The sequence below is a fragment of the Dyadobacter flavalbus genome (assembly GCF_006149045.1).
In the GTDB taxonomy this organism is placed as follows: Bacteria; Bacteroidota; Bacteroidia; order Cytophagales; family Spirosomataceae; genus Dyadobacter; species Dyadobacter flavalbus.
The window spans coordinates 366,756-391,161 of sequence record NZ_VBSN01000038.1; the positions used below are offsets into that span (position 1 = coordinate 366,756).

24 protein-coding genes are annotated in these 24,406 nt (G+C 44.2%); 17 read left to right on the forward strand and 7 right to left on the reverse strand.

Annotated features, from left to right (window positions below):
• Positions 1-14 precede the first annotated feature (14 nt).
• Positions 15-1,139: an efflux RND transporter periplasmic adaptor subunit gene (locus tag FEM33_RS13240; RefSeq protein ID WP_139012486.1), complete on the forward strand. Its 1,125-nt coding sequence runs from the start codon at positions 15-17 to the stop codon at positions 1,137-1,139.
• Here the strand turns inward: FEM33_RS13240 and FEM33_RS13245 are convergent.
• Both FEM33_RS13245 and FEM33_RS13250 read right to left on the reverse strand, forming a co-directional pair.
• Positions 1,132-1,767, reverse strand: a complete 636-nt coding sequence (locus FEM33_RS13245) for a DUF6134 family protein (RefSeq protein WP_139012487.1) — start codon at positions 1,765-1,767, stop codon at positions 1,132-1,134. The genes FEM33_RS13240 and FEM33_RS13245 overlap by 8 nt on opposite strands.
• Positions 1,768-1,960: 193 nt before the next feature.
• A complete protein-coding gene (locus FEM33_RS13250) occupies positions 1,961-3,466 on the reverse strand; it encodes a serine hydrolase domain-containing protein (RefSeq protein ID WP_139012488.1) in 1,506 nt (501 codons plus the stop codon).
• A 336-nt stretch (positions 3,467-3,802) separates the two neighbouring features.
• On the opposite strand from FEM33_RS13250, the gene FEM33_RS13255 reads away from it, so the two are divergent.
• Both FEM33_RS13255 and FEM33_RS13260 read left to right on the forward strand, forming a co-directional pair.
• Positions 3,803-4,966, forward strand: a complete 1,164-nt coding sequence (locus tag FEM33_RS13255; protein ID WP_139012489.1) for an MFS transporter — start codon at positions 3,803-3,805, stop codon at positions 4,964-4,966.
• A 75-nt stretch (positions 4,967-5,041) separates the two neighbouring features.
• The gene (locus tag FEM33_RS13260) at positions 5,042-6,040 is read left to right on the forward strand and encodes an alpha/beta fold hydrolase (RefSeq protein ID WP_139012490.1); all 999 of its coding nucleotides are present in this window, start codon (positions 5,042-5,044) and stop codon (positions 6,038-6,040) included.
• Positions 6,041-6,090: 50 nt separating this feature from the next.
• Here the strand turns inward: FEM33_RS13260 and FEM33_RS13265 are convergent, their stop codons facing one another.
• Positions 6,091-7,011 (reverse strand): sugar phosphate isomerase/epimerase family protein, encoded by a 921-nt coding sequence (locus FEM33_RS13265; RefSeq protein WP_139012491.1) that lies wholly within the window; start codon positions 7,009-7,011, stop codon positions 6,091-6,093.
• 230 nt (positions 7,012-7,241) lie between these two features.
• Here FEM33_RS13265 and FEM33_RS13270 point away from each other — a divergent pair, with 230 nt between their 5' ends.
• The 10 genes from FEM33_RS13270 (at position 7,242) to FEM33_RS13315 (ending at position 15,940) form a co-directional block, all read left to right on the forward strand.
• Positions 7,242-7,919, forward strand: a complete 678-nt coding sequence (locus FEM33_RS13270; protein WP_139012492.1) for a hypothetical protein — start codon at positions 7,242-7,244, stop codon at positions 7,917-7,919.
• 22 nt (positions 7,920-7,941) lie between these two features.
• Positions 7,942-8,955, forward strand: a complete 1,014-nt coding sequence (locus tag FEM33_RS13275) for a hypothetical protein (RefSeq protein WP_139012493.1) — start codon at positions 7,942-7,944, stop codon at positions 8,953-8,955.
• Between the two features lie 44 nt (positions 8,956-8,999).
• Positions 9,000-10,028, forward strand: coding sequence for an acetate and sugar kinases/Hsc70/actin family protein (locus tag FEM33_RS13280; RefSeq protein ID WP_139012494.1), 1,029 nt, complete (start codon positions 9,000-9,002; stop codon positions 10,026-10,028).
• A gap of 136 nt (positions 10,029-10,164) precedes the next feature.
• Complete coding sequence (locus tag FEM33_RS13285) at positions 10,165-10,665, forward strand: hypothetical protein (RefSeq protein ID WP_139012495.1); 501 nt, start codon at positions 10,165-10,167, stop codon at positions 10,663-10,665.
• Positions 10,647-11,309, forward strand: a complete 663-nt coding sequence (locus tag FEM33_RS13290) for a hypothetical protein (protein ID WP_139012496.1) — start codon at positions 10,647-10,649, stop codon at positions 11,307-11,309. The genes FEM33_RS13285 and FEM33_RS13290 overlap by 19 nt, the downstream gene beginning before the upstream one ends.
• Before the next feature lie 75 nt (positions 11,310-11,384).
• Entirely contained in the window at positions 11,385-12,863 is a 1,479-nt protein-coding gene (locus FEM33_RS13295; protein ID WP_139012497.1) for an Eco57I restriction-modification methylase domain-containing protein, read from the forward strand.
• 141 nt (positions 12,864-13,004) lie between these two features.
• Positions 13,005-13,244: a hypothetical protein gene (locus FEM33_RS13300; protein ID WP_139012498.1), complete on the forward strand. Its 240-nt coding sequence runs from the start codon at positions 13,005-13,007 to the stop codon at positions 13,242-13,244.
• Between the two features lie 19 nt (positions 13,245-13,263).
• Positions 13,264-14,526: an MFS transporter gene (locus tag FEM33_RS13305; RefSeq protein WP_139012499.1), complete on the forward strand. Its 1,263-nt coding sequence runs from the start codon at positions 13,264-13,266 to the stop codon at positions 14,524-14,526.
• A gap of 342 nt (positions 14,527-14,868) precedes the next feature.
• Positions 14,869-15,633 carry a ParA family protein gene (locus tag FEM33_RS13310; RefSeq protein ID WP_139012500.1) on the forward strand — a complete coding sequence of 255 codons (765 nt, stop codon included), beginning with the start codon at positions 14,869-14,871 and terminating at the stop codon, positions 15,631-15,633.
• 4 nt (positions 15,634-15,637) lie between these two features.
• Complete coding sequence (locus tag FEM33_RS13315) at positions 15,638-15,940, forward strand: hypothetical protein (RefSeq protein ID WP_139012501.1); 303 nt, start codon at positions 15,638-15,640, stop codon at positions 15,938-15,940.
• 85 nt (positions 15,941-16,025) lie between these two features.
• Here FEM33_RS13315 and FEM33_RS13320 read toward each other — a convergent pair whose 3' ends face one another.
• Positions 16,026-16,418 (reverse strand): YidH family protein, encoded by a 393-nt coding sequence (locus tag FEM33_RS13320; RefSeq protein WP_139012502.1) that lies wholly within the window; start codon positions 16,416-16,418, stop codon positions 16,026-16,028.
• A gap of 227 nt (positions 16,419-16,645) precedes the next feature.
• Between FEM33_RS13320 and FEM33_RS13325 the strand changes: the two genes are divergently transcribed.
• Positions 16,646-19,198: a TonB-dependent receptor gene (locus tag FEM33_RS13325; RefSeq protein WP_139012503.1), complete on the forward strand. Its 2,553-nt coding sequence runs from the start codon at positions 16,646-16,648 to the stop codon at positions 19,196-19,198.
• A 42-nt stretch (positions 19,199-19,240) separates the two neighbouring features.
• Complete coding sequence (locus tag FEM33_RS13330; RefSeq protein ID WP_139012504.1) at positions 19,241-19,957, forward strand: outer membrane lipoprotein-sorting protein; 717 nt, start codon at positions 19,241-19,243, stop codon at positions 19,955-19,957.
• A gap of 76 nt (positions 19,958-20,033) precedes the next feature.
• Here FEM33_RS13330 and FEM33_RS26340 read toward each other — a convergent pair whose 3' ends face one another.
• Positions 20,034-20,210, reverse strand: a complete 177-nt coding sequence (locus tag FEM33_RS26340) for a hypothetical protein (protein ID WP_161597113.1) — start codon at positions 20,208-20,210, stop codon at positions 20,034-20,036.
• 269 nt (positions 20,211-20,479) lie between these two features.
• Here FEM33_RS26340 and FEM33_RS13335 point away from each other — a divergent pair, with 269 nt between their 5' ends.
• Positions 20,480-21,217 carry an MBL fold metallo-hydrolase gene (locus FEM33_RS13335; protein WP_139012505.1) on the forward strand — a complete coding sequence of 246 codons (738 nt, stop codon included), beginning with the start codon at positions 20,480-20,482 and terminating at the stop codon, positions 21,215-21,217.
• Between the two features lie 103 nt (positions 21,218-21,320).
• On the opposite strand, the gene FEM33_RS13340 is transcribed toward FEM33_RS13335, so the two are convergent.
• A complete protein-coding gene (locus tag FEM33_RS13340; protein ID WP_229214234.1) occupies positions 21,321-21,905 on the reverse strand; it encodes an alpha-ketoglutarate-dependent dioxygenase AlkB family protein in 585 nt (194 codons plus the stop codon).
• 231 nt (positions 21,906-22,136) lie between these two features.
• Here FEM33_RS13340 and FEM33_RS13345 point away from each other — a divergent pair, with 231 nt between their 5' ends.
• Positions 22,137-23,060, forward strand: coding sequence for a Nif3-like dinuclear metal center hexameric protein (locus tag FEM33_RS13345; RefSeq protein WP_229214235.1), 924 nt, complete (start codon positions 22,137-22,139; stop codon positions 23,058-23,060).
• 17 nt (positions 23,061-23,077) lie between these two features.
• On the opposite strand, the gene FEM33_RS13350 is transcribed toward FEM33_RS13345, so the two are convergent.
• Entirely contained in the window at positions 23,078-24,370 is a 1,293-nt protein-coding gene (locus FEM33_RS13350; RefSeq protein WP_139012506.1) for a ComEC/Rec2 family competence protein, read from the reverse strand.
• Positions 24,371-24,406 lie beyond the last annotated feature (36 nt).

A 24,406-nucleotide genomic window follows, 5' to 3' on the forward strand; every position in this document is an offset into this window, starting at 1 on the left:
AAGTATTGAAGCAAATGAAAAATTACTATAAACTGGCTGTTGCTCTTGTGTTTACAGCTTTTGCAGGACTTCAGGGATGCGGGCCATCCAAGGCCGAAGAAGAGGAAGAAAATGCCAAGGCTCCGGTTGAAGCGTCCGCACTGGAAACTTTTTCGCTAAAAAAACAGCAACTTTCGTCCAACCTGAAAATTCCCGGCGAACTGATTGCTTATCAGCAAGTGGATCTTTATGCCAAAGTAAGCAGCTTTGTTAAAAAACTGCATGCAGACGTTGGTACCGAAGTAAAGCAAGGCCAGCTGCTTGCATCCATGGAGGCGCCGGAACTTACCGCACAGTTTGCAGGAAGCCAGTCCAGACTGGCATCGCAGGAAGCTATTTATGAAGCAAGCAAAGCCAATTACGAACGTTTGCTGGAAACAAGCAAAACGCCGGGAACCGTTTCACAGAATGATCTGGATGTGGCTCTGGCAAAACAAAGGTCAGACTTTGCGCAGCTTGAAGCAGCAAAATCGGCAACGCGGGAAATTACAGACACCCGGAATTATCTTGAAATCCGGGCGCCGTTCAGCGGTGTCATTACCGCCAGGAATGTCAGTGCGGGTGCATATGTAGGCCCTTCCGGAAAGGGTTCGGAGTTTCCGCTATTTACATTGGTCGAGCAGCGCAAATTACGTTTGGTTGTAAGTGTTCCCGAAGCTTATACCAGTTATCTGAGGAATAATAGTGAAATTACATTTAAAGTCAAGTCACTTCCCAATGAAGATTTCTCGGCAAAGGTAACCAGGCTTTCCGGAGCACTGGATACCAGATTACGCTCTCAGCGCACGGAAATGGACATATCTAACAGTGATAGAAAACTTCTTCCCGGTATGATCGCCGAAGTTTCCATTCCCTTGGGCGGAAATTCGAATGCATTTGTCATTCCAAAGACGGCTTTGCTCAATTCACCTCAGGGAACTTATATCATCAAAATAGTGGATCACAAAGCCGTCTGGGTTCCTGTAAAAACAGGGAGCAACAGCGAAGACAAGCTGGAAATCTTTGGTGACATCAAGGAAGATGACGTGATTGTCAAATCTGCAAACGAGGAGATCCGGAACAATTCAGACGTAAAGAACATGAAAACGGTAACTATCTGAGGACCGTTTTCGGGGAAGAAGTTTTTTCAGCATTCAAGACAATACGCAGCTTGAAACCGGCCAGGTCTGTTTTCACTTCTTTGCAAAGACCGTTCTGATAAGTATAGGTTGCTTGTTTGCCGTCCGGTAATGAAATGCCGTATTTGCCTTCGGATAATTTTTTAATGCTGCACATTTTTCCGTAACGTTCCGAGTAAACTTCCCGAACGTTAACGGGCTCTTTGTAATACAAACTTGTAATGGTAGAAATAATCGGCGTATTCAGCTCGATCTTAGCTTTGTCCTCTGCATCTTCTCCGGAAAACATAACTTCATATAATGGCTTGACACTGCTTCTGGTCAGTGTTTTCTCTTTCAGGTCGCCGTTTACATGATGCGAACAGGTAGCCGAAACCAGTTTTCCGTGACTGTAATTGGTTTGCGTGGCATATCTGCCTTTATAGAACATGATTTTGAAATCAGATTCAATCCGGTGTGTTTCGGTATCGTCTTTTCCATTATCATCAAATACTTTCAGTGAACCTATTGTCCTTCCGGCAACAATGACATCATAAACGTTCGTTTGGGACTTAGCAACATGAAATGAAAGAAACAACATTCCGAATACTATCAAACCTAAAATTCTCATCCGTATACAGTTTAAGCTTAAAGTAGCATGTGATCTATATAACAGTACAACTTCCGTGCCTATTGCCCTATTCTTAATATAATCAGGATATTATATGAAGAGTAACCGGATTCAGGCAATTGAAATTTTACTTTATATAGCAACCGGTAAGGTTTGATTTCCTTTATCCCCGTTTCTTATGCCCCGGATTTGTTTAATTCACTTCTGCAAAATCAAGCTGCTGAATCAATGCCGGGTTCTCCGGTGACAATGTAAAATACACTTTAATGCCGCCTTTGCTCCCGTTCATCTGAAAAGTACCCCGTAGTTGGTTTTCCGCAGTTATTTCTGAAACCCCGGTTATGTTACCCGTCTTGGCCAGCAAAAGATCCAGTTCCTTTTTGCGGTGTGCGACCGATTTGTCGGGGAAAAAGTTTTCAGCAAAAATGCCGCTTTGTTCCGCATTTTTCCAGTCCGGCAGAAGTTTGAGCAACGCCCTTTTTCTTTGATCAAGAACATCCGATACTTTAACAGGAAGCGGTTTCAAGCCGGCCATTGCGATAATGGTATCCAGCACAGCCGTATTGATCGTCGCCATTCCGGCGTAGGTACGGTTTGCATGTACAATAATCCCGATCCCGTATTCAGGTAAAATTTGCCACTGACTTCCGAATCCCGGCAATCCGCCTGTATGCCCGATCCCGGTTCTTCCTTCACAATCTTTGCTCCATCTCAGTCCGTAACCATAGGCAGAAACCATCGCGCACGGACGCCCGCCCGGATATTTGTAGCCTGCATTGAGATTGTTGAAATTCCACGGCATCTGCATTTCCCTGACATCGCTTCTTGTAACAGGCCCGGTTTCCGGCGCTGAATTCGGTGGCCATGCAGACAAATGAAATAGAACATACTTGCTGAAATCTTCAATGGAAGTAATCAGTCCGCCCATGGCGCCGTACGTGCCGTCGTGCAGCAACTCTTCTTCTTTCCAGATGTCATCTTCGTAGCGGTAACCGTGTGCAAGCAGTTTTGAAGGTGCTTTTGAATATTCCCAAATGGTGTTGTTCATTCCCAGCGGCTTGAAAATCACCTCATCGATGTATTGCTGATAAGGCTTGCCGGAAACATTGCTGATTATTTTTCCAAGCATTGCAAAACCAAGATTGCTGTATTCGTAGGTGATACCCGGCACGTTGGAAAATGAAATCCCTTTTTTGATCAATGCGATCAGTTCTTCGTCCTTTGAATCCAGTTGCCGGTCGCCCCACGGATTGTCTTCGGGGAAACCTGCGGCATGCGTCAGCAAATGCCGGACCGTGATGACGGGCGCATCTTTTGTCAGTGAAGGCATGGATTTGAGCTCAGGAATATACATGAACGCCGGATCGTCCAATTTCAGTTTTCCTTCTTTTCGCAATGCAAGAACAGCCATGGCGGTAACGCTTTTGGACATGGACGCTATTCTGAAGAGCGATTGTGGCGTAGCCTTTGTGGAAGTCGCAATTTCAGAGAAGCCGTTTGCGCCGGAAAGCAGCAGTTGTCCGTCAACAACCAACCCGAAAGCAAGCGCGGGAAAATGATTTTTCTCTGCATAATCCTGGTACAGTTTTTCAATAACGGGCAAAGTTGCCTTGATTTTACTGACTCTGTCCGTCTTTGCAGGCTGCGCCACGGATGAAAAAAACAGCAACACAAGCAAAAAAGTAAATCCTGATCTCATAATGGCCTTTTTTATAAATGCATGAAAAGTGAATATAGTAATTCCTTGCGGTTTTATTGACGCTTTTCGCGATTTACAACAAGTACAGGAACGATAAATAAAAATAAAAACTGTTTTCTAGGAAAAGTACAAGACTTACTTTTTAATATTATTAAAAAAGTACAATTTAGATGAATTAAATACTGCAAATATCCGTTAATTTTGAAGCTGAAAGCATATTTGTTTACTGGCAACCGAATTTTATTACCAGTTACTAAAATCACGAACTTAAAAAAATTATAATATATACACATGAATTAACAGTCCGGAAAATAGCCGGACACATTTTTCACTCTTATGAACTATTCAATATTTGCCCCCTCCGATTCCAGAAAGTACCTGCGCATAGCCGTTGCTGCTTTCTTTTTTGTGCAGGGCCTGAGCTTTGCAGCCTGGGCCAGCCGCATTCCCGATATTAAAAACATGCTTCACCTGACCGAAGGCGGACTGGGTACCGTATTGCTTGCCTTACCGATCGGTCTGATGGCGAGTCTGCCGATTTCCGGCTGGATGGTTACGCATTACGGAAGCAAGAAAATGGTGCTGATCGGTGCGATCCTTTATGCTATGACGCTGGCGTTCATCGGTTTTGTAACCCGGACAGAGCAGCTTGTCATTGCACTTTTTGCATTCGGGCTTTGGGGAAATCTGACGAACATTGCGGTTAATACGCAGGCCGTTGCCGTAGAACAGGAATACGGCAAATCCATTATGGCATCTTTTCACGGTTTGTGGAGCCTTGCAGGATTTGTAAGTGCCATGATCGGTTCGTTCTTTATTTCGGTCCATATTCCTCCGCACATTCATTTCAGCGTCATCGCGCTGGCAGCTTTTGTCATCATTTTTACAGCTTACAAACATACGATGCCGGACAGCGAAAGGAACAACGGAGAAGCGCAGCCGCTTTTTGTAAAACCGGACCGTGATTTATTGACGCTTGGCCTGATCGGGTTTTGTGCCATGGTTTGTGAAGGCGCCATGTTCGACTGGAGCGGCGTTTACTTTCAGGAAGTTGTAAATGTTCCTGCGTCCATGACTACACTCGGATATGTTGCTTTTATGGGTACCATGACCGGCGGCCGTTTTGCAGGCGACTGGCTTGCCAACCGTCTGGGCAGAAAAAAAATGCTTCAGATCAGCGGCTGTTTTATGGGAATAGGACTTGCGACAGCGGTTTTGTTTCCTTTTATGGTTCCGGCAACACTGGGATTTTTATTGGTCGGCTTTGGCGTTTCATCCGTTGTACCGCTGGTTTACAGCGCAGCCGGAAAGTCCACAACCATGTCGGCAGGCATGGCGCTGGCAGCCGTTTCATCCATCAGTTTTATCGGATTTCTGATCGGGCCGCCATTGATCGGTATCGTTGCACAGTTTGCTGACCTGCGCTGGTCGTTTGCAATCGTCGGCATTCTGGCATCGCTGACGGCTTATTTGTCAACAAAAGCGAAACTGATCAGTTAAGATTCTGGTACATTATTTTCAGTAGTCAAAAGGATAACCGTGTTGTTATCCTTTTTGCATTTACAGGATTGTAAAATGAAAAAACCTGCCTTTTTAATACTTCTGCTGATTTTTGCGTCTTGCGTTCAGGCCCAAAAAGATACGCTTCGAAACCTCGACATCCATCTTGAAAATTATACCTATCCGTTTCCAGTTTCATTTTTAGCCATTGAATCGCAGGGTGAAAAGCTGAAAATGGCTTATATGGACGTGAAACCCTCAGTGCCGAATGGAAAAAGCATAATGCTTTTACATGGCAAAAACTTCAACGGCGCTTATTGGGAGCAAACGGCTAAATCCCTGGCTGCACTTGGTTACCGCGTCATTATTCCGGATCAGATCGGATTCGGGAAATCTTCCAAACCCCGGCATTTTCAGTATTCGTTTCATGAACTTGCCGCCAATACGAAGCGAATTCTTGATCATCTGAAAATAGATAAAATTGCCGTGTTAGGCCATTCGATGGGTGGAATGGTGGCTACGCGGTTTGCTGTTATGTATCCGGAAACAGTCGAAAAATTTATCCTTGAAAATCCGATCGGGCTGGAAGATTACAAGTTGAAAGTACCTTTTCAATCTGTGGATAAATGGTACCAGAGTGAACTGAAAAGTGATTTTAATTCCATCCGAAATTATCAGCTTAACAGCTATTATGACGGAAAATGGAAAGACAGTTATACAAAATGGGTGAATTTGCTGGCCGGCTGGACTTTGAACAAAGACTATCCGGTTGTAGCCTGGAACTCGGCACTCACCTATGATATGATTTACACACAGCCGGTTTGCTACGAATTTGAAAAAATTACAGCACCGACTTTACTGATCATCGGTCAGCGCGACAGAAGCGCCGTGGGCAAAAACCTTGCTTCCGAAGAAGTCCGAAAAACACTCGGAAATTATCCGGAACTTGGAAAACAAACAAAAGCCAGAATTAAAAACAGTGAACTGGTTGAACTCGACAATATTGGCCATTTACCTCATATTGAAGACTTTGACAGATTTTTTGTTCCGCTGAAAAACTTTCTTGCCAGATAAATCCAAAGCAAACAGCCGCCGCTTCTGACACTTTGCGGCGGCTGTTTTGCTTAACCAAGGAATTGCTTTAGATAATTCCTGCTCGTCAGAATAGCGCTTTGGACATCCGTAATATTTCCTTCATAAGCTTTGTCTTCCACTTCAATAACCACCGGCCCGCGATAACGCACGTCTGTCAGCGCAGCGAAAAATCCCCGCCAGTTTACATCGCCCAGTCCGGGCAGTTTGGGTGAATGATATTCCAACGGGTTGGCCAGAATACCAACACGGTCCAGTTTGTCCTTGTAAACCTTGACATCTTTCAGATGAATATGATGCAGCCGATCCTTGTAATTGTAAATCGGCTTGATTTCATCCATCATCTGCCAGACCATATGCGACGGATCATAATTTAACCCGAATAAAGGACTTGGAATTATTTCAAACATTTTGTCCCAGATTGCAGGGCTGAATGCCAGGTTTTTACCACCCGGCCATTCATCATCCGTAAAAAACATCGGGCAGTTTTCAATGGCAATTTTGATATTGTTCTCTTCCGCCACCCTGATAACGGATGGCCACACATCTGCAAACCGCGCCAGATTGTCCTTGATATTTCTGGACTGATCTCTTCCGATAAAAGTGGTAACAACCGGAATGCCCAGCTTTGCAGCCCCGCGGATTACTTGCTTGATGTGTTCGATAAAAAACTCGGAACGGTTCGGATCGGGATCAAGCGGGTTGGGATAATAACCCAATGCGGAGATAAATATATTTGCTTCATGAAGCCGGTGCTTTATTTCGGAAACAATCTGATCTGAAAGATTGCTGACATCAATGTGTGTAACGCCTGCATAGCGGCGGCTGTCGGCATTATTGGCCGGCCAGCACATCATTTCCACACAGGCAAAACCGTTGTTCCCGGCAAAATTTACAACATGTTCCATGCCGAAATCAGCAAGGATGGCACTGTTAAAACCCAGTTTGAGCATAAGGATTTAGTATTCTTTTATTGATAATAAGTATACAGGCATAATAATTCTGTGTTTGTAAACTTGCGTAAAAATCAGTCAGTATTCAAGAACATGGTAAAATTCATCCAAACATTATGTGGATTTATCAATGCAGGATACCACTGGTAACTAACACCCGATACTAAATACTTTTAATTTTAGTAATATTGACTTAATAAAATCAATGAATCTTAACATTTCACAAGCTTATGGCAGATTCTGAACCGAGTATAGGAAAAAAAATACTCAGCTTTTTTATCAAGGAAAATGAAGAACCTGTAAAGCAGGCCACGATAACCAGTAATGCACCGGAAATGCCCAAAACGGCTGCTGCTCCAAAAGTCACCAATGTAGCGGGAACGGCAGAAATCGACAGGAAATTTGTCGAACATTTTGCCGGTCTGCTGGAAAAAGCAAACTTGCCCGGACCGGATTATTTCGAGTATAAACAGGCACTCAAAAGCATGGAAGGACTTGGCCTTGGCGAGGAAAAACAGTTTCAGGCAGCGTGGGCAAGCTTCAAGGCAATGGGCGGAATTTCGGATACGTCGGTTCTCAGCACAACGGCAAACCAGTACCTTGCCCTTCTTGACAAAGACCGGGAATCGTTTTTAAGAGATGTTGAAAAAGCAATCAAAGACCGTGTCGGTGCGTTGCAGGAAGAACAGAGACGGCTGGAAGATTCCAATATTGCCATTGCGCAGCAAATGGCTGAATTACAGAAGAAAATGGATGAAAATAAAAATCGGCTGGGCCAGATTTCCGGTGAAGTTTCAGAGCAGAGCGCCAGAATCAATACAAACAAGGACAACTTCGAGATTACTTACCTGAGTTTTGTTGAACAGATCAAATCGGATCTGTTCAAGATTAACCAATATTTAAAATAACCTAACAATTCGATCCACTACAATGGCAACACCAGATTTCTCACAGATTGGCGGTTCTCAGGACGACGGCTCAAAACGGTCGTACTGGAGTAAACCCGAAGGCATTACATCCCTTCTTTTCCTCGGCGCCGGAGGTGCTTTAGCATTATATTACTGGAACAAGATAGCAGCATTTCTGATTGAAGTAACACAAAATACGCTTTACCTCGGATTTTTGATGGCCGTTCTGGCACTTGTCATTTTTCTGTTTACGAGCAAAGACGTACGCACGGCTGTTTTCTTTCTGTTTAAAACTTTGATGCGCAATATTACCGGATTGGTCATCAAGCTGGACCCGATTGCCATTATGAAAATCTACATTGAAGATCTTAAAGAGAAAAGAGAAAAAATGCAGGGCCAGATCAATACACTTGCAGGACAGCTTGTAAAACTCAACAAAAATATCAATGAGAACAATGAGCAGATCAAGCAGAAATTTGCAGAAGCAAACAAGGCAAGTACAATGCTGGACAGACCGGGCATGAAAGAAACTGCTTCGCTGGCAACGATTGAAGGTGCGGGTCTTCAGGAAATGAACGAAAAGCTTTTTCCGTTGCAGCGCAACATGAAAACGGTTCTTGAATTCATGGAAAAGGTCAATAAAAGTGCCGATTACATCATCAAGGAAACCGAAATCAAGGTAAAACTGAAAGAAGCAGAATACAGGATTGTGAAGGAAAGCTCCAACGCGCTGCGAACAGCAATTAGTATTTTCAAGGGCAACCCGGACAAAAAGTTCTATTTTGACGAATCCATGGAATACATTCAGGATGACATGAGCCAGAAACTGGGTGAAATGAAAAGAGCTATGGACCTTTCGCTGGATTTCATCAACGGCGTGGATGTTCAGAACGGCTTGCTTTCGGATAAAGGTCAGGCCATGCTGGAAGCATATAATTCCGGACAGTTCAAACTGATCCAGCTGGATTCGCCTCCTTCGCCCAGACGATCCGTTGATGTCCCGAAAGATTCAAGCTACAAAGGATTGCTGGATTAATTTTTATCATGACACTATAAACCATCATTTTACACCAAATATCAATGAAAAGACTAACAGTTGCCGGCCGGTTGATAATTACCGCCATCATTTTAGGAGCAATATTCCTGGGTTACAAATACCTCGGCGGCCAGAAGGCTTTAAACCAGATGGCCGAAAACAACAAAAATCAGACAACGCAAACGGAAAATACGGGCAGTTCTGAAAATACGGAAACAGCCTCTGAAGATAACAGCAGCAACAATCAGGAAGCAACGGATAATACGACAACTTCGTTCAGTTACACACCGCCCGCACCGGTTAACGGAAAGCTGCGGGGCGTGGTGGAACTGGGCGCCAGCGGTTTCAACTCTTTCATAATCAAAGTGGATGATCAGAAAAGATGGAGCCTTGAGAAGTCGGAGTTCGGAAACAGCCTTGTAACGGAAAATATGGCAACGGACGAAGATGTCCGCATCGGACTGAAAAAATACATCGGCGGCATGCTTGACTTTGGCGTAGGCAGCAAGGACATTCACTTTGTTGTGAGTTCCGGTGCAGCAAAAGCGGATGTGACCCAGAAGATTACACGCGTTCTGAAATCCATTGGCTATGTTGTCAATCAGGTTACACCGGAACAGGAAGGACAGCTTGCACTCAGATCCGTATTGCCGGCCGAGTATTCCGACAAGGCTTTTGTTGTGGACATCGGTTCCGGAAATACAAAAATTTCATGGATGAACGGTGGAAGAATTTCAGCACTGGAATCGTACGGCGCCAAGTATTTTCAGGAAGGCTCGGACGACAACAAAGTTTATCAGGAAGTTATGGACAAAGCCAAACAGGTTCCGAGTGAATTGACAAAGACCTGCTTTATCATCGGCGGCGTTCCTTTTGAAATGGCAAAAGAAGTTAGAAAGGGCAAAGAGCGTTATACAACTTTGAGCGCGCCGCTTGCTTACTCCAAATTGTCCAATGCCAAATCGAAAGCCGGCGTAAACATTTACAAGGCTATTGCCGATGCAACCGGCTGCAAGCAGTTTGTTTTTGACTGGGACGCCAATTTTACAATCGGTTTTTTACTTGGCTTATAGCTGGTTTTGATTTAAAGTTCTGGAAAGAGGAAGAGGATTTACGATTGTAAAAAACTCTTCCTCTTTTTTATAACCTTTAATTTAATGATTTTTATAATTAAAAATTTTCTTCATTTGCATTCACTTTTTACGTCAAATGACACTATCTCAGCTTTTTCAGTACATATCTGAAAATCCCTGGCCGCTTGTATTTTATTTTTTACTGCTTCCGTTACTGGCGTGGATTACAGGCATTTTGGCCCATGGCAGCCGGGATGTAAAGTTCTGGAGTTATGTATATGCCGTACTTGTTTACGCTATTTGCATTCCGGGAATTTTTGCAGTTACACTAAATACGTATCTTTTTCTGTTTGAAAGACAGAGCATCTGGCAGGCCAATATCATCATGCAGTTTTTGCCCGTCATTTCCATGGCCATTACGCTCATGCTGATCAAAAGCAAGATTCCTTTCTCATTGATACCCGGTTTCGGCAAAATTTCCGGTTTTCTGACCCTGATCGCCGCACTCATCGGAGTGATGTGGTTTGTAGACAGAATCCACTTAGTAGCATGGACTTACGTTCCATTTTCTGTGATTTTAACCGGCTTTGTACTCACTTTGATAGCGATTAGATTCGCATGGAGCAAACTCTTCTGACCAAAGGCACGTACATTCAAATCTCAGTGAGTGAAGAACAGAAGCTTTCTGCGCGCGAACTCGTCGAACATTCGCTGAAACATCATCCTGTTTCCAATATCTGGGACCGGCACGCCGAAAAACTTTCCCAAACCCGCATATTGCGCTTCACCGGAAGTCTCGGTGAAATTCTGTTTGCGGACTGTTATCATCTCCCCCGCCCTACCCGCTCGTTTGGTGCAACGGACGGACAGGATTGGGGACAGGATTTTTTGATAAAAACCGAAGAACATACATTTTCCGTAGACATCAAATCCATGAAACGAAAATCGGGCATACTCGCTCCGGATTACGTCCTGAACATTCCCGCATCCCAGCTGAACAAGCCCGGTTCCAAAACTTCGCATTATTTCTGTGTTTCATTTCATCAATGCGAAACAAACGGAACCGTTGCTTCCATGCTGGGATTTGTTGACAAACCGGCACTGGAAAACGGAAGCATCGGACAATTTTATAAATGCGGCACAATGCGGGCACGCTCCGACGGAAGTTCGTTTGTTTTCAACGAAAATACATATGAAGTGCTTTTTCAGGAAATAGATCCGCCGGTTATTACGCCATTTATCCGACGCCTTAAAGGTTTCAGGATTTGTATGCTGAAGTAATTTATTACGTATATTTGATGCAAGTCCGCTTTGCAGACTGATGTCAGTCATCACGCAGGGCACAGAAATAAGTCCATGGCTTCACAAACGCGCACTTATCAGAAAAAAAAACTGCTTGGGCAAGTTTACACTCCTTTTCATATTGTAGATAAAATTCTTCTTGATTCCGGTTTTTATAATGCAGACCTGAATTCCTGTAAAATGCTCGATCCGGCTTGCGGCGACGGCCGGTTTCTTGTTCCGCTTGCAGCGCATATTCTAAAAACAGCACCCCGCGAAGGCGTTGTGGAACAGTTACAAAATCTGGAAGGCTGGGATATTGATCCGGATGCGATCGAGAGCTGCCGTAGAAATCTGGATGAACTGATCAAGCCGTTTGAACTGGAAGTAAACTGGAACCTGCATCAACGTGACGCACTCAAACAGTTCAATTCCAGAAAGCGGTATGAATTTATATTTGGAAATCCGCCTTACATTCGCATTCAGCATTTGTCCGAAAAGCAGCGAAAATTTATTCAGAACAAATATTCTTTCTGCAGTTCCGGTTCCACAGATGCTTTTCTGGCTTTTTTTCAGCTTGCGGTCAGGTTACTTTCAAAAAACGGCATTTGCGGATTTATCACGCCGAATTCTTACATGACATCAGAAACCGGTAAACCGCTCCGCTCCTATTTTCTTGAAAGTCAGCAGCTGATAAAAATTACGAATTATGCTGCAATCCCGGTTTTTGATAATGCGTCAACTTACACGGCCATAACCATTTTCGGCAAAGCACCGCAGAGTGAATTCCGGTTTGAACAATGTCTGGACCGCAGCTTTAATTATCAGAACAGAAAAGTTCTTTATACTGAATTAAGCGGGCAACATCCATGGAAATTGTCGGTGCATGCTGCCGAACCGGAAAACGGAACAAGACTGGGTGAAATCTGCCGCATTTCTGTCGGAATCACAACCCTTGCAGACGGCTGTTATTTTTTTACGATTATTGAAGAAATAGACGGGATTATTTATGCCAAAAGTAAAAGCGGCATTTTTGCACATATCGAGAAAGCTTTGTTAAAACCCGTTGTAAAAGGTTCAAGGCTGAAAAATCGGGATGAGCCGGTTACAGAATATGTTCTTTTTCCATATTATCAAGATGACGCAGGCAAGCAGCGTATCATTCCGGAAAATATCCTTGCTGAAAAATTTCCGTATGCCTATGCGTATTTGCTTAAAGTAAAACCGTCGCTCAATCGTCGTGATAATGGAAAGCCCAATGCAGTTGCCTGGTATGCGTTTGGAAGAGCGCAGGCACTGGACACTTCTTTCGGAAGAAAAATCATTTTTTCGCCCATGAACCTTTATCCGAATTTTGTTTTGTATGAAAATCCCGAAGTTCTGGTTTATTCCGGATATTTTATCAAATACGACGGAGATTATGAAATTCTGCTTTCGCAGCTGAATTCCAGACGCATGGCCGATTTTATTGCAGTTGCCGGAAGGGATTTCCAGGGCGGATACAAAGGTTATAATAAAAAAATCCTTGAAAACTTTATCATAACGCATTCCTGATGTTCAGCTTTGGACGTTCAGCATTTTATTGAGACTTACATTTAAGTCAGAATGAACATGCAAAATACCCATGGAAGCAGAATTGACTGTTTTAAATAAAGGCATAAAGATTGGCTACATAAATTGTCTTATATATCGATTATGAATGATAACTTTCTGAATCAAGCATTTATACTTATTTTCCGGACCAGCATAAACCGGAAAAAAGATGTGCGATTGCTGATGCCGATGCTGGACGCCTGCCCGGAAATCATTAACTGGCATGTTGATATTACAGACATTGACAACGTGCTCCGCATCGAGTCGACGCATCCGGACTGTCTGCCGGTTATAGAAAAAATAAAGCAGGCGGGTTATTTGTGTGAAGAACTGAACCATTGAAACTTAACAGAATTCCTATATGACAGACCAGAAAACCAGTGTTTTTACCGGTTATGAAAAATTTATCATTGCCATTATCGCCACACTGCAGTTCACCGTAGTACTCGATTTTATGGTACTTTCACCATTGGGTTACATTTTGCTTGACGAGCTTTCCATCAGTACAAGTCAGTTCGGGCTTGTTGTTTCAGCTTATGCTTTCAGCGCGGGTGCTGCCGGATTGCTGACAGCGGGTTTTGCAGATAAATTTGACAGAAAAAAACTGCTGCTGTTTTTTTATACCGGTTTTGTCATCGGCACATTTCTCTGCGGTATTGCTCCGGATTATCATTTTCTTCTGATGGCCCGGATTTTTACCGGCTTGTTCGGCGGTGTAATCGGTTCCATCACTTCGGCCATTATTACAGATCTGTTTGCGATTGAGGTGCGCGGAAGAGTAATGGGTTTTGTTCAGATGGCGTTTGCCAGCAGCCAGGTTCTTGGGATTCCGATCGGATTGTACCTTGCGAAAGTTTCAAGCTGGCATGCACCATTTCTGATGATCGTCGGGCTGAGTATCATTGTCGGGTTGCTGATTGTAAAATACATGCAGCCCATTAACGAGCATTTGAAAATCCAGACGAAGAGCAATGCATTCAGCCATCTTGGAAAAACCCTGTCACGGCCGGAGTATCTTCAGGGCTTTGCGGCAACAATCTTACTTGCCACCGGCGGGTTTATGCTCATGCCTTTCGGTACGGCTTTCGGCGTGAACAATCTTGGGATCAAGGAAGACCAGCTTCCGACTTTATACATGATTACCGGAATCTGCATGCTTGTTTTCAGTCCGTTTATCGGAAAACTGAGCGACAGAATCGGAAAGTACAAAGTATTTCTCGGCGGTTCGGCCATTGCATGTGCCATGACGGTGATCTATTGCAATCTTGGAATCACGCCGTTATGGATCATAATCATGTTGAATGTTCTACTGTTCGTCGGAATAACAGCACGAATGATTTCTGCATCTGCATTAATGACCGCAATTCCTGAACCGCAGGATCGCGGCGCATTTATGGGCGTAAATTCTTCCGTTCAGCAGATCGCAGGCGGGATTGCATCGCTGATCGCGGGATTTATTGTTTCGGAAACGAGCACCGGCTACATTGAAAATTATCCGACGCTTGGAAATGTTGTCGTAATTGCGATCATTGTAACTGCGTTGCTTATGTACAGAATTCATAAATATGTTGAGGCCAAGCTGAACAGGGAAGCTGTTGCAAGCGCCGCCAATGCTTCGGTATAAGCAACATTATTTTCTCTCCGGAATGATTGGAGCCGTACACCGGCTCCTTTTTTTACGCATTTACAATTTAAACTTCCGAAAGGTCCGGAATCAACTTTCCTCTGCTTCAAGGCTCTCTTTACAAAAACAGCTGGTCTTCAATGTGTTATTTACAATCCAGAAAACACAACGCAACTATAACTTTTAAAACAAATAATACTTTTTATACTTTAAGAATATATTAATTTTAAAAAATCTTTTAACACTTTTCATTTATAACATTAGTGATAAAAATATTTTACGTTTATTTACGTACGGAACATTAGATAAACCTTTTACTTTTTATTCATATAATACTTTTAAATGAAAATCATCAGTATAGTCAACAACAAAGGCGGTGTTGGAAAAACAACTTCTGCTCAAAGTATTGCTGCTGGTCTCAGCAAATTTGCCAATGCAAGGGTATTGGTTATTGACCTTGACGCACAAGCCAGTCTTACCAAAAGTTTCGGCATTACGCATGCAGGGCTGAAAAAGGACAGCGGTTCGTTTATCACAGGTGAATTTGAATTTGATGAAATCGTAAAGCGAGTTGGCGACATCGATGTGCTGCCCGGATCTGCGGAAATGATCCATCGTGAAGATACGATCAAGTCGGCGCCGGTTTTTCCGTTCAACCTGAAAATTGCACTGGAGAAAGTAAAGGACCGTTATGATTTTGTGATTATCGACTGCCCGCCGGCGCTGTACGGGAACACGAGGCTGGCGCTGGTTTCATGTCATCAGTATTATGTTCCGCTGCAGGCCGAGTTTCTGAGTTATGAAGGTTTGCGCAACTTTCTGGTTTATTCGGCTGAAATCAAGAAAATCAGTCCGGGTACCAATCTGGGCGGCGTTTTTGCAACGCGTTACAATCCCAAGATCAGAAAGAAAATCAGTCATGAACTGATATCGGCAACGAAGGAACAACTTGGTGAAGTATTTATGGATTCGTACATTCGTGATAATATTGCCCTTTCGGAAGCGCAGGCGAACGGGACAACCATATTTGATTATGCACCAAATAGCAACGGTGCCGAAGATTATTACAAGCTGACCAAAGAAATTTTAGAACGAATCAATAACTGATACTATGGCAAAGGAAAGGAAATTTGATTTTGCACCTCTTCCACTGGTTTCTGACGTACATGAAGAACCTGAAAACATCAAGGCTAACGAGGTTCCGGAAGGTGCTCCAACCAAAGTAACCTTTGATTGCGATTACATCCTGATGGAAAACATGAAGGATTACGGTTATTGGGAAGGTCTTACGCAAAAAGATATCATCCTGGAATCTCTGAAGCTATACTTTCAGGACAAGGAAATACGGCCGCGTCCGGACAAGATCCGCAACCGTACCAAAGTCGGACGCAAGCCGAAATCTGCCGCTGAATAAACATTTACTTTCCGGAACAACAAAACGTCACAGCTTGCAGCAAAGCTGTGATTTCTGTTATGCCGGTGCCCGGCATACTTTCCTGTTACACACTCTGAATCAGGTAAATGATAAGAATAATACTGATCAGAAACATCAGGGCAGTCAGAAAACTCGTCAGCACGCTGGATGGCACGTATTTTCTGGTCCGCAGTTGTTTTTCTGTTTTGCGGTACTGCCAGTAAGAAAACAGAATAGCCAAGGCTCCGAAAGCGACCAGAATGATTCCGATTACAGCGGAATAACCATGCGAAGGCGTTTTGATATTTGTTCCCAGCGCGATTCCGATCTGCTTGACAAACAGCGAAAATTTGACTACTACAAATCCGAATGCCATGATGCCGATACTTGTCCGGATCCAGGCAAGATAGGTTCTTTCATTGGCAAGATGATCATTGGGCTTAAAATCTGACTGGCTTTCTTCTATTTCCGGCGGCATGTTTCAGGTTGATGTTTAACTGTACTTCTGCATGCTGTAAAACTCCATGCCGTCCGTTGTGGCATGATCAATTTCCTTCACAGTTCACCTTTTACTTTCCGACGAGCCAATCAGATTATCGGCTTCCGGGAATCGTCCATCCGGGTAATTCCTGCATTGGTCATATTTTTCTTTCCGCTGACTTATTTAGATGGCAATTTTAATCTGTTAAATTAAAAATCTTTCTAATGAACAAATTTTTGCTTGCCACTTCTGTCATTCTGACTGTTTTTCTGGCACCCGCTCTTGCCCAGTTTCCGGGAGCCGGCGGAACAGCGCAGCCAAAAGCCCTGCCGGGAACTGCCGGTGACCAAAGCCCGAAAGGAACTTCCCGAATCACGGGTTCCATCGTAGATTCAGTTTCAGCAAATGCCATCGAATTTGTGAGTATTGCATTATACAACAAAAGCACCGGAGTAGCCATTGACGGAACAGTTGCGGATGAGAAAGGAAAATTTGAACTGAACAAACTCGTTGCCGGCGATTATAAATTACTGATTTCATTTATTGGCTACTCCAGTAAATCACTCGACAACATCAAGCTGGAAAAAGGCCAGCAACTGGATCTTGGCGTAATCAGACTAAGTTCCAACAGCAAAACGCTGAATGAAGTGACAGTGACCGGCCAGGCGGCGCTCATCGAGGAAAAAGTGGACAGGCTGGTTTATAATGCCGAAAAAGATATTGCTGCCAAAGGCGGTGATGCTACGGACGTACTGCGCAAAGTGCCGCTGCTTTCTGTGGACCTGGACGGCAATGTTTCGTTAAGAGGTAACCAGAATATTCGTGTACTGATCAATAACAAGCCAAGTACAATCGTGGCCAACAGCGTTTCAGATGCATTGAAACAGATTCCGGCAGACCAGATCAAAACGGTGGAGGTAATCACAAGCCCTTCTTCCAAATACGATGCCGAAGGTTCCGGCGGGATCATCAATATTATTACAAAGAAAAACAGTCTGCAGGGTTTAAACCTGAATGTAGATTCGGGAATCGGTAACCGTGGCTCCATGCTTTCGCTCAATGGCGGTTACCGCAAGGGAAAAGCCGGTTTTACCATCGGCGGCTTCGGACGCGGCATGTACAACACCATTACCAAAACAACGCTTGAACAAACGAGTATCGTTAACGGAAATGCGACCACCACCACGCAGACCGGAGACGGAAACAGCAAAGGGCTTTTCGGAAATTACAACCTTGGATTTGATTACGATCTTGCCAAAAACCAGAGCCTGACTGCCGGCGTTCGTTATGGTGTCAGAAACATGATCAGTCAACAGGACCTGATTACGCGCCTGACCAAAAGCAGTGCTGCTGATGAAATTTCAAAACGGAATGTGGATGCCAAGAACCTTTCAGGAACGGTGGACGTCAACCTGGATTATCTGCATACTTTCAAGCCGCAGCAGGAATGGAGCATTTCCACGCTTTACAGCCGCAACGACCTGACCAACAATTTTGATGCGGATCTGCTGAACGGCAGTGATCAGCTGACAAACCGCCAGCGAAACCTGAACAAAAACCTGAATCAGGAATTTACCTTCCAGTCCGATTACCAGACTCCTGTCAAGAAAAACCAGTTGCTGGAATTCGGCGGCAAGGCCATTTTCCGTCAGGTGAACAGTGATTACAGTTTTCTGATAGCCGAACCGACCGGCAACTTTGTTCCTGAAAAAGACCAGCCATCCGGTGAACTGCTTTACCACCAGAACATTGCAGCCGGTTATACTTCTTATACTTACACAACCAAAAGCCGCTATACCCTGAAAGGCGGACTGCGGTATGAGCATACGTTCATTGATGCAAGTACAAACGAAGGTTCCGTTGGCGTAGGCAATTACGGCGTACTGGTACCGAGTGTGAATGCTTCCAAAACGGTAAAAGGGACTACGATCAAGCTTGGTTACAACCGCAGGATTCAGCGCCCAGGTCTTCAGCAGCTTAACCCCAATTTCAATTCGGCGAACCCGCAGAACATCACCATCGGAAATCCGGAACTGCGACCTGAGCTGACCAATAATTTTGAACTTGGTCTAAGCAAAAACATCAAGAAGACTTTTGTAAACGCAACGTTCTTTGGCCGGGTGACCAACAATGCGATCTCGCAGGTTCGCCAGCCTTCGGACACGCTTGCCGGCGCAATCGTTACAACTTATGAGAACATCGGAAAGCAGCATGCATACGGTACAAACCTGTTCGCCAACATAGCGGCAACGACCAAAATCAACTTCGGGATATTTGCCAATGCATTTTACACCACACTTACAGGGCAAACGATTGAGAACGGCATGAGTAAGGAAATTACCAATTCGGGTTTCAACGTAAGCGGCGGAATATTCTCACAGGCTACTTTCAGAAACGGCTGGGGCGCTCAGGCTTTCGGTTTTATGCAGGGAACGCAGGTTCAGATTCAGGGTAAACAGGGCGGATTCGGGTTTTATACGGTTGGTGTGAAAAAGGATTTTGCCAACAAAAAAGGAAGCGTCGGACTTGCTGCCGAAAACTTCCTGAGCCGCCGGTTCAACATTCATACGCAACTGGATTCACCGGATTTCAATCAGGTTAATGACATTTACCTTTATAACCGCGGCATAAGGCTGACCTTTACTTACAAAATCGGCAAGATGACCATGGATGCTCCGAAAAGAAAGGCCAAATCGGTCAACAACGATGATGTGAAAAGTGAAGGCGGTGCCCAGCCATCCGGCCCTGCTCCTGCCGGCGGAAATGCACCGCGCTGATGTACAATAACCAAAACGATTAACAATAAAACGCAAAGCCAAATGAAAACAAAACGATTTTATTACACGCTAGCTGCCGTATTTATTTATGCCGCCTCTTTCGGTCAGACGGTGGACGAAATAGTGGACAAACATGTTGCTGCACTCGGCGGCATCGACAAGATCAAATCGGTCAATACGCTGGTTACAGAACGTTCGCTTGCCGTAAACGGCATGGAAATCCCTACAAAGACGACGGTTGTTATTGGCAAGTCACTCAGAAATGAATCAACGGTAATGGGAAATTCCATGATCCAGGTTGTGGATGATTCAAAAGGCTGGATGATCCGTCCCACGCAGATGGGCGGAACCGGAGAGCCGGAAGATATGCCGGCCGACCTGCTGAAACAACAGATGGGCACACTTGATCCTTTTGGCGGCCTGGTCGATTACAAGGAAAAAGGCAATAAAGTAGAACTGGTCGGAAAAGAGAAACTGGATAAACAGGATGTTTATCATATGAAAGTAACGACCAAGGACGGCACCAGCTACGATGAATATCTGGATGGAAATACTTATCTGGTGAGCAAGGTCAGGATGGTCATGAACGGTCAGGAAGGTGAAATAGAATTCTCGGATTACAAGGAAACGGATGGCATCAAATTTCCGAATTCCATGGATATCAGCAATACGCAAATGGGAACTATAACCTTTATAACCAATAAAATAGCGATTAATACACCGGTGGACAACAGCATTTTCAAAAAACCTGTAAAATAAAACACCATCCGTTTCCAGCAGGATCTCAGAAAGGCACCGGCAATTCCCGGTGCCTTTTGATTGTAGATATATTCGCTCAGTTACAGTTGCGTATTACCGCCAATGCAGGATGCTTTTCATAATCCGCTCCACGACCCGCAATGGAACTTACTTCATTCATTTGAATGTCCGCAGAAGTTTCGGCCAGTTGCTGTGTTGTATTGCCGGTGTTGATGGAAGTAACTGCAATCAGTAAAAGAACGGTTATTTTCATGGCTAACAGGAACGGGTTATCTTGTTATTGCTGATCAAAAATCCGTTATTCTGTCTTGTAAGGAAAGTGGATATTTCATGAACTGGCAATTATGAAACCTGAACTGTTCCAAATCCGGTTTGATTTATCGTAAGGTTACTGCAGGAAAAACAACCGTTGTATTTCAACGGCATATTCCGACGGTTTTTCTTTCTCCGATTTAACAGGAACAGTATTTTGAGTACTTCAAAATCATTGGCACGGAGCCGGAAAAATCATTCTCAGCATAGATGGAAACAGTCGAATTAACCGTAATCGGATGTTCAGACGCATTTGGAAGCGGCGGCAGAAGAAATACATGTTTCCACATCAAAACACCTTCTACCCAGTTTCTGATCGATTGCGGGGCCAGCGCATTTCCGGGCTTAAAAGAATTGAATATTGACACGGAAGAAATCAGTACGATCATCATTTCGCATTTTCATGGCGACCATTACGGCGGATTGCCTTTTCTCCTGCTCGAAGCCGCAAGGAACCTCAGAAAAAAGCCGTTAACCATTGTAAGTCCGCCGGGATGCCGGGAAAATATGCATCAGCTGCTTGCATTGCTTTATCCCGGAAGTAATATCATGGAAGAACTGGACTTGAATTTCCTGGAATTTACGGATGAGGAAATGGTAATCCGTGACGATCTGAAATTGATTGCCAAACCCGTTATTCATTCCGAGGCATCGCTTCCGCACGGCATCCGGATTCATACGTCCGGAAAAATTATTTCTTATTCCGGCGACACGGCATGGACTGAAAACCTGATCGCACTTTCCGAAAACGCGGATCTTTTTATATGTGAATGCACGTTTTTTACGGGAAAGGTCAAAGGACATCTGAATTATACGGAACTTGCAAGACAACTTCCAAAAATGAACTTCCGGAATATCCTCCTTACGCATCTGGATAAACAAATGCTTAAAAACCGGCACAAAATTGCCCATGCCTGTGCAGAAGACGGCATGAAAATTCTTATTTAAAAAGTCCGTAAGTTCCTTTTTTCCACGCATTGCACTCCGGAAATGCAAGCGCACCGGACCGGGTAAAAGCGACAGTTCCGTTTTTATATGATTGTCCTGAAAGTCAGATTAATGCGCTCGCCTGTATCTTTACCGGACTTGGGAATCCGGTGTTCCCAGTTATGCTGCAGATCCCCTTCATCATCAGCAGCGAACCGTTTTCAAGGCGCAGTGAATATTTTCCGGAATGATCCGTTTTGTGTCTGAAATCGAATTGCCTCGGCTGACCCAGACTTACTGATACGATGCACGGATTTTTGCCAAGTTCCTGTTCATTGTCGCTGTGCCACGCCACAGAATCATTTCCGTTACGATAATAATTCAGTAAAACACTGTTGAAGGTCAATTCAGTAAATTCCTCCACTTTTGCTTTCAGGTCGTAAAGTTCCTTTGTCCATGGAAACGGGTCGAACTTTGATCCGGAAAAACGGTAAACTTTACCCTTATCGCCGTACCACGCGGTTAATCTGGGCGTAAGAAGCTGTTTTCCATACATCTGAATAGATTTCTGTTCCCACCGGACTTCATCGGCAAGTTTCCGTAACAGATTGCTACTTTGCGCTTCATCCAGAAATGCAGCATGATATTCCAGCAGGTTTTGCGGAAAAACCAGATTTTCATCTGATCCGAAAAGATTCAACTGATTCATTTTTGACAGCAGTAACGACTGAATACTTTTATTGACAAAATGTTTGCTGTTTCAACAATGGATTCACAGGTAAAATTTCGTAATTGAATGCTTGTGATTAAAAAAGTAGCTGCTGGTATAATAGCTATGTACAATTGACTTTCAGCTCTGAGCTGATTGGATCTTATTTTCAATAAACAGTCAATCATATTATCTGATCGTTTCCAACCCATTTCAATCAAGCACCTTATAATGAAAACCCCAACCTTTTCCGGACCTGCCGGACTTTCAAGAAGATCCTTTGTAGACAACAGTATCAAGGCCGTCGCAGTCATGGCATTGGCAGGCATGAAACCTGCCGTTGCAGCTGAAAACCTTGTAAATACCAATGCATTTACCGTTCAGGATGTGATCAATCTTGTCCTTAAAGAAGGTGCGCTGACTCCGATCAGCAATACAGTTGATACGATAAAGTCCGGCCATGCTGGTCAGCAAGTGACGGGTATCGTAACGACGATGTTTCCTACGATTGCCGTCATTGAAGAGGCGGTTAAGCGCAACGCAAACTTTATTATAGCGCATGAACCGTCTTTTTACAATCACCGCGATGAAGTAAATCTGGTAAAGAACAATACGGTACTCGAAAAAAAAATTCAGTTGCTGGAAAAGCATCAGATAGCTATCTGGCGGTTTCACGATTATTGTCATTCCATCAATCCGGACATCATCAGTTATGGCGTGGCAAAAAAGGCAGGCTGGCTTTCTTATTACAAAGCCAAAAGCACCGTTCTTACCATCCCGAAGGTTTCATTGAAGCAGCTTGTACAACATCTTAAAACTTCATTGGGAATCAGCAATCTGAGGATAATCGGTGATCCTGAACAAATGTGTGAACGTGTTGCTTTGTTGCCCGGTGCAGCCGGCGGACAGTATCAGATCAATATTGCATCTTCGGAAAAGCCGGATGTGCTCATTGCCGGTGAAGTTTCGGAATGGGAAACGGCCGAATATATACGCGATTCGCGCCTGCTGGGCGGCAACATGGCACTCATCATTCTGGGCCATGCCGTTAGCGAAGAGCCCGGGATGGAATGGTTTGCGGAATGGCTTCAGCCCAAGCTGCCGGCTGTTAAAATCACGCACGTTGCGTCCGGAAATCCGTTTACGTGGATGTAAAAAAAGCCGTTTTGCAGTCAGATAAATTGGTCGTAAAGATCCCATACGGAACCGGAGGACGCGGCTTCTTTCATCTGCGCCATGATCATATCCTCACCGTTGCAGCGCAAATTGATCATGCCGTATTTGATTTCTTCCGTTTTAAGGTTTGTCGAACGGGCGAGTTCAGTAGAAAAAACCAGAGGCCGCCGGGACCGGGAATATTTTCCGGCGCAGCCGATGGCATCCGCTCTCGGATGTGAGTAAGCTTCATTGTCGCCGGACGAAATAACGGTTGCATATGGATTTATTTTCCCCATGAAATCCGTCGTAAATTCGGAAGCGCCATGATGACAGGATTTCACGACATCCGATTCAAACGGGTTTACATCTCCGTAATAAGCCATTAAATGTTCTTCGGATGCCGTATTCAGATCGCCTCCGAACAACATGTTCCGGTTGCCGAACGTCAGTTTCAGAACAATGCTGTGACCGTTCACCGTATGCGAATCATCGCTGAAATATTTGTAAAGCACATCTTTCGTTGAATGGTCTGTAACGGGGCCAAGGATTTCAAGAGAAAGTGATTTGCCTGCAATCCGGCGGCTGATGGAAGGAGTAAGATAATCTGCTCTTTGGAAATCTTTTATCCTGTTTTGCTGAAATGCGTTTGAAACTGCAAAAGTAAATTTCTCCAGTAAATCCTGCATACCGCCCTTGTCTTTTAACGCAACAAGTTCCTCTATGCTTGAGAATGAAGTTTTCAGGTAAGGAGTATTGTCAAACGTTTCTGTGCTGCCCAGATTGCAATCATATTCCTCCGGAAAATTCTCTTTAGTTTTGCTGAATTTGGCAATTCCGTTGTGAAAAATGGTCCCGAAAGTATAATGCCCGTCATTGATGATATCGATCAAACCCTGATAATGATCCTTGTCAAAATGGCTGATGAAAACGTAATCAAAATGTACTTTCTCGCCTTTGTTGAAATAATAGCTGTATTGCCATCTCTGAAGATAATTGGCAAGATTATCTCCGGGCCCGCCGTCAATCAGCATTTTAAATTCGTTTCCGACTTCAATCAATGCGCCGTCACCTTGCCCGACATCCACAAAGAAAACTTTCAGGCCGGGCTCGTCGCCGATATCTTCCTTTTTTATCCAGCCCTGAATACTGAATGCAATCACCTCCACCCAGCCGTCCGCTTCTTCACCCGTAAGCCTGACAAAAGATCCCATCAGGATCGTATTGTTTTTGTCAATGCCCGATCCGTGTTCGTCGATGCTTTTGTAGGTAAAGGCGTACAGACTTGTAACAATTTTGTAAACTGCCATAGCAGTAAATTAAAGGTTCATTGCCGTCCAAAAAAC